Below are 14568 nucleotides of genomic sequence, written 5' to 3' on the forward strand. Positions count from 1 at the left end.
AGCGAGCAGAGCGGGTATCTTGATGCAAGCAGTCACTTTCTTTTAGTCTGCTCAGATAGCTCCCGCCTAGAGCAAGAAGCGAGAGAGAAAAATTACTAGACAGCTATTAATAACAGGTCAACATCTATCGCACCCTGAAAAATCCTCAATGGCTGGGGGTGCGGGCAACCATCAATATAATGCCTTTTTTAGGATTTTTAATGCTAATTTGTCTCTGTATTTCCCTGTATTTTGTTTAAAAACTCTCGAATTTCTTTGAGCTTAAAACCTTTTGTTAACTGCTTCAATTCTGTGACAAAGGGTATGTATTGAGTATCCAACTCTTCCAGTTGGGTTGCTTGATCTTGAATACCTCTGAGATCACCCATCATCACTAAATCCCACAGAATGGCAATTTCTTTTGCCGGCGGAATCACCATTGAGCCTTCATTTTTGACTCCTAAATCCTGTACGTTTTCTGCTTTTTTGGGTTTTTCATCTTGGTTTTCTTCATAAACCCATTCCAGCTTTAAGTGTCGTTTTAGTTTTTCTAAAAGCTCCTCGTATCGCACCGGCTTGAGGAGAAAATCATCACAGCCGGCATCCCAACTTTTCTGTTGCTCAAAATCAAAAACACTGGCTGAGGTAGCAATTACTACTATCTTGGCTAATTCGGGAGACTTGCGAATGCGCCTGGTTGCTTCAAAGCCGTCCATCACCGGCATCACTAAGTCTGTCAAAATCAAATCGGGTTGAAATTGCATAGTTTTCTCCAGACATTCATGCCCGTTCGTTGCTTCAGCAATTTCAAATCCTAAAGGCTGAAGCAAGCCAGCGAGAATCGAGCGATTTTCCCACTTGTCATCAACCACCAATAGCTTCCGTTTCTCTCCTTTGAACCCAATAATTGTTCGCTCATAAAACTTTAAGTAATTCTCCATTTTCGAGACTTTCTGCAAATCCAAATCAAAGAAGAAAATACTGCCTTTTCCAAGGCAACTTTCTACTTTAATTTCACCGCCCATCATTTCGACTAATTGTCGGCTAATTGCTAATCCTAATCCCGTTCCTTCTCCCTTGCGATTGTGTTCGCCCACTTGGTAGAATGGCAAAAATATCTCTCCTAACTGTTCGGGCGACATTCCAACGCCGGTGTCTTCGACTTGGAAGCGAATTTTAACAGTTGGAAATTCTGGATTAGAATTTGAGGGATTTGTTGAGTCTTCTCCTGCCGGCATTACGCCTACTTTAAAGGTGACTCCACCCACTTCGGTAAACTTGACAGCGTTGCCTAATAAGTTAATCAAAACTTGCCGTAACCGTTTCTCATCGCCCCGGATGCCGGTGGGCAGTTGAGTCAACGGTTCATAACTCAGCGAAATTCCTTTTTGTTCTGCCCGCAGTCGGCAAATTTCGACAATTCCTTCTAGAAATTCAGGAAACCGAAACTCTTTAGAGCTGATTTCCATTTTTCGCGCTTCAATTTTGGAAAGATCTAAGATATCATTAATTACATTTAATAAATGATCGCCACATTGATAAATAATATTCACCGAATGCTTATAGGATTCACTTAATTGTTGGTCTCGTTTAAGAATTTGAGCATATCCCAAAATTCCATTGAGGGGAGTTCGCAGTTCATGGCTCATGTTTGCTAGGAACTCGCTTTTCGCACGGCTCGCAGATTTAGCAGTTTTTTCGGCTTTTTGCAGATGAATATTTTTTTGTTCTAACTCTTGGGTTCGCTCTTGTACTTTTGCTTCTAAATTAGCATTGACTACTTCTAAATTGGCTTTGGCTGATTCTAAATCCGAATAGAGGCGAGCGTTTTCAATTGAAATAGCTGCTTGAGCCGATAAGAGTTTTAATACTTCCAATCGCTCGCGGGTAAAGGCTCCTGTTGTTAAATTGTTTTCCAAATAAAGAATGGCACTCAATTTGCCTTGATGGATGAGGGGTGTACATAATATAGATTTTGACTGATGTTTGATAATATAGACGTCTTGTATAAATGTGCCTTCACGACTTGCATCGTTGAGGACAACATTTTCTCGGGTTCGGGCTACATAGTTAATGATAGAAATGGGAACCGTTTTGCTGCTTAATGCCGGCAGTCCTTGCAGTACCGTTATATCTTCACTGTCCAAGGTTTCTTGCGCTTCAATGACCAACGTGCCGGCTTTCTCTAAAATCAAGCAGCCGATTTGTGCGCCGGCATTTTCGATTAAAATTTTCATCAACTTCTCGAGCAAATTGCATAGTACAATTTCCTCAGCAATAGCCTGCGATGCTTTCATCACCGCTCCTAAGTCCAGCATTTTTGAAATAGCTGAGCCGGTGGAAGTGATCCTTCCCTGGCTCGTCTGTCTCATAGTCTCATCGGCTTTTTGATTGATTTTTTGCTGCAAGACCGCACTTAATAATTCTGGGTAGCGTTTTTCTAAATGTTCAACTTTAGCGATTCCTCCCCAGCGCACGTAGGCGTAATAAGCATCCGTCATGTAAGTTTTCGCAATCGTTTCTTTCCCCCATGACACATAGAATTTGGCAGCCAGTTCGTGAGCGAGTGCTTCTTCGTTGATGTACTCGTTTTCTTTAGCAAGGGCAATCGCCTTGTCGTACATTTCCATTGCCTCAACCTTTTCACCAAGAACTCGATGCCGCTCTGCCTCCACTAGATAAAATTTATGCAGAAAGTTCATCGGAGCATGATGCGCCCATTTCTGCATCTTTTCTTGATTACTGTGTACCCGCTCAAGAATCTCCTGTTGTTGCGACTTCGTCGCCGCTTCGCTAACAGACTGTGAACGCTCAGGACACACACCTAGCCGTACTAGAGAATCATAAAAATAGAAAATAACAACCGTTAGCTGCCCAGCAGATGCGCCGAAAGAACTTTCTATTTGAGGGATATTTTTTAAGGCTTCTAGGTAATCCTCAAACAGATAACAAAGCACAAGTTTGTTCAAATATAAGTAATGAAGTGCAAGTTGGTTGTTGGTTTGCTGATGTAGCGGCAGCATTTTCTCTTCGTCGTAGGCTTCTCCTTTTAATTGGGATGGGTTTTGGTTTCTTCCCATCATGTTTAAGACGGCTTGCCAACATATCTTTGTATTATTAAGAGCTGTTTCTTGGCTGATTTTATGAAGGGCGTCTGTGTAAGTTGCGATGTCTTGTTCGAGCTGCATTAGTTGCTTGCCGGCAAAAAATGAGTAATGGCTCCACACCATGATGGCATAGCCGGCATATTCTAAATCTCCGGTTTCCAGCCCGCTAGAGAAAACCGACAGGAAAGGTTCTAAAGCATTCTTGACGTGTTCTTTCCAATGTTGAACGGCAGCATATACCAAGTGGCACGTCTTAGCTTCGATTTCTTTGGCATTTAACTTTGAGACGAGACGTAAAGCTAATTGACCGAACTCATAGCCCCGTTCAATATCTCCTATGACTCCACAAAGAAGAAGACTATATACGGCATATCCAAAGGGAGATACAGAAGCATTGCCATATTGAACGGATAAATCGACCTGTTTGCACACGGTTAAAGGCACCAGTGAGGGCCTCCCAGAATAGCAAGGAGAAAATATACTTGACAGAATTCTGATAGCAGCTAGTTGATGAGGATCGCTCATCTCAGGAAGATCGATTAAGTCCTCAATTCGCGTTCCGCTCAAAATTGCCGCAGTTTCCCCCAGCGCCTGCCCAATATCAGATGGGTTTGGCTCAGTGGGAAAGTCTACCCCCAACTGCTTTAAGACTTGCAGCCCCGTATTCAGCGCTTCAAGTAACTTTTGCTGCGCCATATATGCTTGCATCTGGACTTCGTACACCTTCACTTTGTCCAGGAGGGATGTAGATTGTTGCAACACTACATTCGTCAATCTTTGCATTCCCTCAAAATCGCCATTCAGATAGGCCGCTTCTGCTGCTTCTTGATGCAGCGCTAATGTTAGTTCATACTGGCTGCTCCAGCTATGTTCTGCTAACAGTCCTAAACCGACTTGCAAATATTTGACGGCAGACTCATGGGCTGTCGCTGCTTTGGCTCTTTGACCGGCAATTAAATTAAGTTCTGCCAATTCATATTTTTCCGATTCGGAGGTGAGTAAATCCGTCCCATAATTCAGTTGATTAACTAGAGCAAAAATATTGTCTTTTCGATCTTGTGGCGTTGTTTTTTGCAGCAGCAATTGACCAATTTTTAAGTGTGCCTGTTTTTTGTGTTCATTGGGAATTAGAGAATAACACGCCTGCTGCACTCGGTCGTGTAAAAACTTGTAGTCAACTTTGACATCTGTTAAAGTAAACCCACTCGATTCTTCCTGAGTAAATACCAGCGGAATTTTGTATTCATTACCTTGAGGCAAAATCAAACCGGCCTGAAGTGCCGGCCAAAATTGAGCGGCTGTGATTACGGAAGATGCTTCATTCACAACACTCAAAACTTCTAAGTTAAAGCTGTTGCCCACACAAGCTGCTAATTTTAAAACTTTCTGTGTCTCTTCTGGCAGTTTGCGAATATTTCGGGCAATCAGTTCAACAACGTTATAATCAGTAATTCCAATCGCTTGAATGTGTTCAAGGTTCCACTGCCATTCCCTCGAATATAAGTCATAAATTAACAAGTCTTCCTGGTAAAGCGTTTTCAGCAGTTGGCTGAGGAAGAAAGGATTACCCCCAGTTTTGTTAAAAAGTAGTTCAGAAAGCGCTTTAGATCGAACAGATTCGTTTAAAGTTTCGCTGATTAATTCTTTAACATGAATCTCTTGTAAGGGTTTGAGTACAATATTATGAACGGTTGCGCCGGCAGCTTGAATCTTTTCAATGGTTTGAATTGTCGGATGCACTGGAGAAACTTCGTTATCCCGGTAAGCACCGATCAATAATAAATACTGACTCTCTGTATCCGTGATCAGAAATTCAAGCAATTTTAATGAGGCTAAATCTGCCCACTGCAAGTCATCCAAGAAAACAACCAGGGGATGTTCTTGGGTTGTAAATACGCCAATGAATTGTTTGAAAACTCGACTAAAACGGTTTTGCGACTCAGTCGCTCCCAGTTCAGAGACGGAAGGTTGTTTTCCAACAATTAATTCTAGTTCCGGGATGACATCGATAATGACTTGCCCGTTTATCCCTAAAGCCGATAACAGTTTTTCTTTCCAAGTTTGGATTTGCGCTTCGCTTTCGGTCAGTAATTGGCGAATTAATGATTGGAATGCTTGAATCAGGGAAGCATAAGGAATATTTCGTTTAAATTGGTCAAACTTGCCGGCAATAAAATAACCCCGCTGCCGGACAATGGGTTTGTGAACTTCATTGACTAAAACTGTTTTGCCAATCCCGGAATAACCGGAAACAAGCATTAACTCGCTTGTGCCACCGGCTACCCGATCAAAGGTTTCCAAAAGTCTGGAAACTTCTGCTTCTCTTCCGTAGAGTTTTTGAGGAATTAGCAATTGGCCGGCTTTATCTGCGCTGCCGGCAATAAAATCAGAAATCGTGCCGGTCATTTGCAGTTTCATCAAGCAAATTTCCAGATCAAATTTTAGACCTTCTGCACTTTGATACCGCTCTTCAGCCATTTTGGCTAATAACTTCATCACAATCGCTGAAACTGCCTCTGGAATTTCTGGATTGAGCTGTTGTGGCGGCACCGGCTTTTTCGCAATATGGCAGTGAACGAATTCTAAAGGATCAGTTGCAGAAAAAGGCAATTGACCTGTCAGCATTTCATAGAAAGTCACACCCAAAGAGTAAAAATCAGTCCGATAGTCTAAGGAGCGATTCATTCTGCCGGTTTGCTCCGGCGACATATAGGCGAGAGTGCCTTCCAACAAGTTGGGATTACTAATCGCTTGGTTTTCTCGCTCCAGACGAGAAGCAATGCTAAAGTCTATGATTCTGACTTCTGCTGTTTTTGTATTAATTAAAATATTGTGAGGTTTAATGTCCTTATGAATTATATTATTTTTATGTAAATTTCCTAAAATTTCAACTAACTGACAAGCAATTGTGAGAAATTTGATAATTTTAAATTGCTTTTGATTGCTTAATACATCACTTAAAGATTGGCTAATAAAATGTTCAGAAATTAAAGCTAACCCATTTTTAAAGGTTTCCAATCCTAAAGGTTTGACAATTCCCTGGACTTGTAAATTTTCTAAAATCTTATACTCATGTCTTAAGCGAGTAATCTCTTCTATTGTTGGATACTCACTTTTGAGAGTTTTCACAACCACCGCCGTGGCTTCTGCTTCTTTTATTCCGCTATAGATAACAGTTTTGTGGCTTTCATAGATAGCTTGGTTTAGTTTGTAGCCAGAGAGAGTAATGCTCATTTTAATTAAGGAGTGTTTTATGAGTTATAAGTGTTAATTTCTTGAAAGCAATCGCAAATACGAAACGCTTAAGGCTTCAGTAGAAACATTAGCTCGGATGTAAGTGTGAAGCTGCTCCAACTGTAAAACATAATCGGATGTGATATTAGTTGCAATACTTGTATGTCTTTAAAATATTTAAAAATCTTATATTTTAATATAAATTAAAAATTAGAGAGTGTAAAAATCATTTTATTAAATAAGGATAAAACATGCAATGCAGCGAACTCTTCAACAAATGGGGTAAGCTTCTTAAGCGTGATAGCAAAGCATAAAAGGTCAAAATCTGGTAGCCTTGTTTGCGGTTCTTGCTTCAATTCTGGACAGGCGTGCAGCCGGCACTATAAGAACTGAGCGAATCTCCTAGACTAAAGATAGAACAACCACAGAAGATGCTGAGGACTCAAAAAATTCCCTCATGGCGCTGTTGGTGTCTTGGCGGTTCATCTAAAAAGGAGTTCAACCTTGGTTCAACTATCCGCTACCACCCAGGTGGAAAGTCCCCAAGAATGGGACTTATCAGACCTTTATCAAGGCTTTGACGATCCCCAACTGGCGCAAGATTTGCAAGCATTGCAGCAGAGTGCGGCACAGTTCCGGGAACACTATCGCGGCAAAGTTGCCGAACTTAAACCGGAGGCTGTGGCAAGCTGTCTGCAACAGCTGGAAACCATCGCAGAAAAATCCGGTTATGTGTACGCCTTCCCCTCCCTCGTCTTCTCTGCGGATACCCGCAACACTGAGGCAAAGCAATTTCTCGACAAAGTGATGGAAGCGCTGACGATTGTCGAGAACCAGCTGTTATTTTTTGATTTGGAACTGCAAAAGCTCGATGCTGAGAAGTTTGCCGAATTGCAAGCCTCACCGGCACTGCAAACATACAGCCACTACCTAGATCGTATCGCCGAATTGCGCCCTCACAAGCTGTCTGAGGAAGTTGAGCAAACTCGCAACCAAGATAGCCTCACAGGACGGCAAGCGTTTGTCCAGTTGCGTTCCGTACACTTGGGTGAACGAGAATACGAGCCGGTGACAACACCAGAAGGTAAAACTGTCACGGAAGAAGCCGAACTTAGTGCGCTGCTGTTTCACCCAGATGCCGACGTGCGCTATGACGCTTACCTGTCAGTGCGGGACGTGATGCACGAGCACAACTCGCTGTATGGCTTCATTCTCAACACCATCGCTCAAGATCACCGGATTGAAAGCCAGATGCGGGGATACACCGGCACGTTGCACAAGCAATTGTTAGCCGATGAAGTTTCTGAGCCGGTTTTCCGCGCCATTATGGAAGGCACCGGCAGCCGGTTTGACTTATTCCAGCGTTACTATCAGCTCAAAAGCAAAGCCTTGGGGCAAAAAATTCGCATCTGCGATATTTACGCGCCTTGGACATCAGGCGATGAGCTAACGCCGCCGGTGAACTATAAAGCCGGTGTAGAAACTCTACTCACCGCTTTAGAAAAATTTGATGTAAACTACGCCCGTCGTGCGGAAGAATTTTTCATCAAAAACTGGGTAGATGCGAAAGTGCGTCCAGGCAAACGCGGTGGTGCGTTTTGTTCCTACACCCACGGTAAGCACAGTTATCTGATGCTTTCCTACACAGATGACTACAACTCCCTGTTTACTTTAGCCCACGAAATGGGGCACGGATTGCACTTTGCCTGGATAGGAGATCGGCAATCTTATTTCAACAGTAACCCACCAATGGTGCTGGCAGAAATTGCTTCCACTTTTAATGAACTGCTGCTGCTCGATCACCTGCTTAAAACTGCAGCAAATGACAAAGTTCTCACCAAGTCTTTGATCACGCGGCAGTTGGAAGATCAGTTAAATCTGCTATTCCGCCAAAGCACCATCAGCCGGCTGGAATTAGCCATTCACGAACGAGCTGCCGAGGGCAGTTTTGATCGTAAATGGGTTAACGCACAGTGGATGGAACTGTATCGCACACTCTGCGGCGATGCCGTCGAATTGCTGCCAGAACATCAATATGATTGGGCGCGGATCGGTCACATTTTCTTTAAACCGTTCTACTGCTACCAATACACGGCCTCTAATATTGTCAGCTTAGCCTGCTATCAAAAATACCTACAAACCGGCAAAGATTTTATCCCCGGTTACATGGAATTACTCGCTGCCGGTGGCAGTATGAATCAGGTAGAAGCCTTGCGCCGGTATGTAGACGTAGACATAGAAGATCCAGCGACGATTCGGGGCGCTTTAGGTTATGTAGAAAGTCTTTTAGACCAACTACAAGCAACCCTTTAAAACCCGTAAACTTTTAAGGGCAACCCCAAGGTTGTCCTTAAAAACTTAACAAAAAAATACACTTAAAAAACCCATCATCTGCTTTCATCTGTGCTGATCGGTGTGTATCAGCGGTTAAAAAAAATTCCCTCTATGCCGGCAACTAAGGGATATTGGCAAAAACCGGCTACAGCCAATCTATCGCGCCGGCTCAAGACACTGCGTTAAAATTCTCAAGCCAAAGTAACGCAGTCATTTTCTATGCAAATCAACTGGCAAACCGCCAAAACTTACGAAGACATTCTCTACCACAAAACCGACGGCATCGCTAAAATTACCATCAACCGTCCCCACAAACGCAATGCCTTCCGCCCTAAAACAGTCTTTGAACTCTACGATGCCTTTTGCGATGCGCGTGAGGACACCGGCATTGGCGTCGTACTCTTCACTGGCGCGGGACCTCACACCGATGGCAAATACGCATTTTGCTCTGGCGGCGATCAAAGTGTTCGCGGGACAGCCGGCTACGTCGATGATGCCGGCATCCCCCGCCTGAATGTGCTGGACTTACAGCGCCTAATTCGTTCCATGCCCAAAGTGATCATTGCCCTCGTTGCCGGCTACGCCATCGGTGGGGGTCACGTCTTGCACCTGATCTGTGACTTGACAATTGCCGCAGATAACGCCGTGTTTGGACAAACCGGCCCAAAAGTCGGCAGCTTTGACGGGGGTTTTGGGGCTAGCTATTTGGCTAGAGTTGTGGGCCAAAAAAAGGCACGAGAAATCTGGTTTCTCTGCCGGCAGTACAGCGCACAGCAAGCATTGGAAATGGGCTTAGTCAATTGTGTCGTGCCGGTGGAAGAGTTGGAAGCAGAAGGCATAAAATGGGCCAATGAAATCTTAGAGAAAAGCCCCATTGCAATTCGCTGCCTCAAAGCCGCCTTTAACGCCGACTGCGACGGGCAAGCCGGTCTCCAAGAACTTGCCGGTAACGCCACCTTACTTTATTACATGACCGAAGAAGGTGCGGAGGGCAAACAAGCATTTCTCGAAAAACGCCCTCCCGATTTTCGCCAATACCCCTGGCTGCCATAATTCTAGAGTGCCAAAAATTAAGGTTTTTTCATAAAAAATCGCACCGGGTTTAAGTGCCGGTGCGATTGAAATGAGAATTTTTACTCAATTTTTCTTTAGACTCGAATTTTGCCTTGCTTTGAAGTAAGTCCAACCCTTACAAAACCTGCAATCTTAGGTCAAAATTTTCTATATCGAGTAATTCGGTAGATGCATCTCCAACGTCTTGACTTGTTTTTGGCCACTACCGGCCAGCAAGCTTCATTAATAAAATATTTTCAGTTACACTAAAAGCGCCGAGGTCAACCTTGACGGGGTCACGTTGTTTTCCTGAGTGCAAGCATCTGCCTGAGAACAAGCTAATGAACCCTCTAAAGAAAGCGGTTCCTGACAGCTCAGCATTTCCTGATGCCAAAGTCTGAGTTCTTCCAGTGCTTCCCAAGAGGGAGCAAAGGGAGGAAGCGCCAACGAGCAAGCTGTCCAGCCGCCTCGCACCGGCACATCCAACTGTTGGCAATGACCACCGCGTCTTCCCACTGGCTGGTAAAAGCGGCAGTGGCGGCAGGCGGAAGCAGAGCAATTAAGGGTTTTCATAAAGTTCTCGTTGGAGATGCGAATGATCGTCTTCTTTTATTTGTAATCGATCGCTCTCAACGTTATTTAGCCTGCAACCACCGATCCTGTATAGATTTAAGCGATCCCCGAGGTGTTTCTCCTCTTAATCTTTATTTTAGATTTACTTTAAAAACCGATACATATAACTTTAAAAATAGAAGCGGTCTATAGGCTGCAATAGACAAATTTAGGACAAAACTAAACGGGGATCAAGTAAAACGTTAAACATCTGACAAGAGGAATACACTAAAATCATTAACTAACAAGGTCTAAGAGGAAGAATTATACTCTGAATTTGCCATTCGTAAGGAGTAAATAATTACATTTTTTAAATCTTGCGAAAGGCCACAACCAAAAACCCTTTAAAAGAATGGCTCCGGTCGGTTGCAAGCCGGCAAGCTGGCCCTGGCAAACCCTGGCTTCACCTCACCAGCCCCTCGTCGCACACAAGGCACAAACTCCCCAGCGCTGAAGCTCTCCCGGTGGCGCAGGACACTGACACTGCTCGCAAAGCGGTAAAGATTGCGTTCGCGCCTGTATGCCCTCAGCCCATTGCTGAAAAGCTTCCTTTGGCTCCTTAACAGCCGGCTTCGGTTCAATTTTATCGCCGGTTGGCGTATCAACTACCCGACTCGGATGCTCTCGCCACAAGACTGTTTGCTCTTGGGTTGCCGGCCCATCATTGAGTGGGTTGTGCCACTGAGCCGTCGAAAAGCGAATATCTACCAGAGATGCCGGCAAACGCAAATTTAACTTGGCCAAAATCTGCCGACGCTGGAACATGAGCTGTTGTGCCCAAACCGCACTCGATGTCGCTACCTTTAGCACCCCGCGATCAATAGCAAGCGGTCGAGTTTGAGCCATCACCGCTGCACCGACCACTTCGGGCCAACAGCGCAGCAAACTTTGAAATTCCTGTGATTGCTGCAACCCCGCGTGATTTTCTAGAGAGCCTATCACCTGATTGAGAGCTTTAAAAGCCATCGCGCCCCTCTCAAATTTTTGCAAACGCCCGGTTATCAGCAAAGCTCATCAGCGATGCCTCCCTTTATATTCTGATGGCTCTGTGACTTATCTAGGTAGAGGTTTTGGCAACAAGAAAGCCGGCTGCAGTTAAACGCATTAAAAAAGCCTCAAAAATGATAGAACCCCTCGCCGGTAAAAATCTTGAAGGGAGACTTAAAATAAAGCATCGATGAATCGGCACAGATCACTGTTCAGCAATGGCTAAACATCTGCACCAAAAGACCCAACCCGCGCAAACAGCAACCGCCATCAAAAATATTTCACCTCAGCCATTGGCTTTAACCCTTGTCAGTGGGAACAATGGGCGAGCAAAAACCGGCTCTGGTGTAAGATATCAAGTTAAGCTTTTAAATCGGTACAAACAGAACTGCCCAAAACAGGTCGCCCGCACCTGAGGGATAAACCACTTCACTACATGATGCGCGATCGAAACAGCCGGTAGGAGCCGCACGCAATGAGCAAAAGTCCCGACCTTGTCTCAGCCACACCCGCCTCGCCAACCCATTCATTGAAGCCGGCCTTAAAAGCGGCTCTCGGCAGTTTGGATGTGCAGCTAGAGGAAGAATTAACCCGATACCGACGCCAGCGACGCCGGGAACAAACGCCCACGTCTAACCGAGGAATTGGCCAAAACCAAAGCCGAGACCCCTTAGATTTAATTTATGTGACAGCCACCGGCGGCAGAACCCAGCCGAATGCAGGCTCACTGGCGGAAATGCCGCCACCGTCGGTGTCCATTGACCCGCCGGCTCCAACCTGGCAAAAAGAGGAGCTATCACTGCCCCAGATATCGATCCCACCCTCAGCGGCAGAGCTAGCTGGCTCCAACGCGCTAGAAGCCTCTCAAACAGCCAACGGCGAACCTAGCCCCACCACCGAAATTGCTGCCGGTGAAAGTTTAGCCCATCCCAACAAAAGCGAAGCTCCAAACGGCTATTTGGAGTCCTCAGAAGAACTGCTCAAAAGTCTTGGTGACCCACGAGCAACCAAAGCAAGACAAAGGGAACGGAACACCGCAGACAACCTGCTCAGCCCCCTGGGCATCGGGTCAATGTTGCTGTTTTTAATGGCTAGCGCGATCTTCGGGTACGTGGCCACCAATCCGTCCGGTCTGAAACACCTCTCACCGAGCCGGCTTTTTAACCAGCAAACGCCCAACACCGCCCAAAATTCAAACAATACAACCGTCACCACCGGCGGTGCGGCGGAAGCCAGCCTGCCAACCTCCCCAAATTTAGCCTCCGAAGAATTTGTGGAACTTGATTTGGGCACACTCAGTACAGTGAATCCCTCGCCCACGCCACTACTGGCCCCAGTCCTACAATCTTCTGTTCCACCGCAAGCCGCCAGCGCTACCCCGATTCCCCAGGTCACTGTCAAATCAGGCCCAGTGCCCACTCCCAGCCCAGCCGCCAAATCCAGAGGTTTGGGAAGCTTGACAGCGGCTTTATTGCCTCCATCAAACAAACCGCAAGGGTCGAACAAGCCGCCGGCAAAAGGACAGCCCCTGGCTCCCCCAGCCGCGCCGAAAGCACCGGCACCGACAGTAACGGTTGTAACACCTAGCCCAGCAGTAACCATAACCACGGCACCAGCAGCCACGCCCACCGCCACGCCAACAGCCGCCGCAACAGCGAACGCCGAATCTGCTACAGACGATTACTTCTATGTTGTCTTGAATTATGACGGCGAAGCTAGTCTGGAAAAAGCACGGCAAGTCGTCGCAGATGCCTACGCACGCGACTTCCCAGCCGGCTCTCAAATCCAGTTAGGGGCTTTTAATGATGCGGCTACTGCCCAAATTTTGGTGCAGGAACTGCAACGACAAGGACTGGCAGCCAAGGTTTACCGGCCTTAAGTGGGCCAATGAGAGCGGGCAAGATCCCGTAAAACTGCAAATCGGTTTTTCGCGTCTTGCCGGCATCAAAACAAAGGCCGGTTTTTCAGCAAGTCTGCCGGCAGCGGCAAAGTCACAGGCTACAAAGCTTGAAATACGCTCATAGCAGTTTTTTGGTAAGATTAACCTGTTGGTGAATTCGCCATCACCATGCAATAAGCACCTTTTGTGAAAATGCAAACACCTCAGCGGTTTGCATAATCGTGCGAGTAATACCCGCAATTCATCCTAGGCAGTAAGACTGATAAGGTCTCAAAAGAAGACATTCATTCAAAAAGCTAGGAAGAATGCGGTCAGTGCTGTTCCTTCAACTGCCTGGAAATCCGGTACAAGGAAGAATCCGTTATGGGATTATTTGACCGTGTCATGCGGGTGATTCGCGCCAATATCAACAGTCTGGTTGGCAGCGCGGAAGATCCAGAAAAAATTCTGGAACAAACTGTGATTGATATGCAGGAGGATCTGATCCAACTGCGGCAAGCGGTCGCCCAGGCAATTGCCACCCAGAAACGCACAGAGCGCCAGTGCAGCCAAGCTCAATCCACAGCAGATGAATGGTATCGCCGCGCCCAGCTAGCACTGCAAAAAGGGGATGAGAATTTGGCCCGCGAAGCCCTGATGCGGCGGAAAACCTACCACGAAACAGCACAGGCAATGAAGGCGCAGATTGAACAACAAAGTGGTGTTGTTAACCAGCTCAAGCAAAATATGCGGAGCTTGGAGAGCAAAATTGCCGAGGCTAAAACGAAAAAAGATTTGTACATTGCCCGCGCCCGCTCTGCCAAAGCTTCTGAAAAGTTGAACGAGATGATGGGACAGTTCAACACCGGCAGCGCCATGAATGCCTTCGAGCGCATGGAAGAGAAAGTTATGCAGCTCGAAGCCCGATCAGAAGCAATCGCACATCTGGGACACGATGATTTAGAAAACAAATTTGCCGCTTTGGAAGGGGGAGGCGGTGTTGATGCTGAACTAGCGGCGATGAAATCTCAAATCATTAGGGGTAGCGATCCAGCCAAATTGCCTCCCGGTGAGTCATCGAATCCGTAAACGATTTTTAATAAATGTGAAAGAGAAAACAGCTTCTCAAACGCAGCAATCGCTTGCCGGCACCCGAAACTTGGCAGACTAACTCTTGAAGCCAGTTCTTTCACAACGGAAAGCAGATGCCGGCTAAATACAAAGAAATTCCCTTGCCTCTACCGATTAAAGCCTGAAGTTTTTACACTGAAGTAAGAGAGTCCTCTGTGGAATCTCCACCAAGGCTGTGTGCCTCCCTGAAAATACCAACTTAAACTAGATATTAAGTTGAGGGCAGCCGTCTCAGACTGAACCGATTGAGAC

At 45.9% G+C, this 14568-nt stretch carries 7 protein-coding genes; 4 read left to right on the forward strand and 3 right to left on the reverse strand.

The features are described from left to right. Window positions 1-203: 203 nt before the first annotated feature. Window positions 204-6320, reverse strand: a complete 6117-nt coding sequence (locus H6F56_RS08525; protein WP_190666794.1) for a hybrid sensor histidine kinase/response regulator — start codon at window positions 6318-6320, stop codon at window positions 204-206. Window positions 6321-6824: 504 nt separating this feature from the next. Here H6F56_RS08525 and H6F56_RS08530 point away from each other — a divergent pair. Both H6F56_RS08530 and menB read left to right on the forward strand, forming a co-directional pair. Beyond that, window positions 6825-8633 (forward strand): M3 family oligoendopeptidase, encoded by a 1809-nt coding sequence (locus H6F56_RS08530; protein WP_190666796.1) that lies wholly within the window; start codon window positions 6825-6827, stop codon window positions 8631-8633. Between the two features lie 240 nt (window positions 8634-8873). Further along, the gene (gene menB / locus H6F56_RS08535; RefSeq protein ID WP_190666798.1) at window positions 8874-9707 is read left to right on the forward strand and encodes a 1,4-dihydroxy-2-naphthoyl-CoA synthase; all 834 of its coding nucleotides are present in this window, start codon (window positions 8874-8876) and stop codon (window positions 9705-9707) included. 261 nt (window positions 9708-9968) lie between these two features. On the opposite strand, the gene H6F56_RS08540 is transcribed toward menB, so the two are convergent. Further along, window positions 9969-10280 carry a hypothetical protein gene (locus H6F56_RS08540; RefSeq protein WP_190666800.1) on the reverse strand — a complete coding sequence of 104 codons (312 nt, stop codon included), beginning with the start codon at window positions 10278-10280 and terminating at the stop codon, window positions 9969-9971. Window positions 10281-10727: 447 nt separating this feature from the next. After that, window positions 10728-11285, reverse strand: a complete 558-nt coding sequence (locus H6F56_RS08545; protein ID WP_190666821.1) for a DUF721 domain-containing protein — start codon at window positions 11283-11285, stop codon at window positions 10728-10730. 496 nt (window positions 11286-11781) lie between these two features. On the opposite strand from H6F56_RS08545, the gene H6F56_RS08550 reads away from it, so the two are divergent. Further along, window positions 11782-13185 carry an SPOR domain-containing protein gene (locus H6F56_RS08550; RefSeq protein ID WP_190666823.1) on the forward strand — a complete coding sequence of 468 codons (1404 nt, stop codon included), beginning with the start codon at window positions 11782-11784 and terminating at the stop codon, window positions 13183-13185. Window positions 13186-13569: 384 nt separating this feature from the next. Beyond that, complete coding sequence (locus H6F56_RS08555; RefSeq protein ID WP_190666825.1) at window positions 13570-14274, forward strand: PspA/IM30 family protein; 705 nt, start codon at window positions 13570-13572, stop codon at window positions 14272-14274. The last annotated feature ends 294 nt before the right edge of the window (window positions 14275-14568 follow it).

Source organism: Microcoleus sp. FACHB-672, assembly GCF_014695725.1.
GTDB lineage: Bacteria > Cyanobacteriota > Cyanobacteriia > Cyanobacteriales > Oscillatoriaceae > FACHB-68.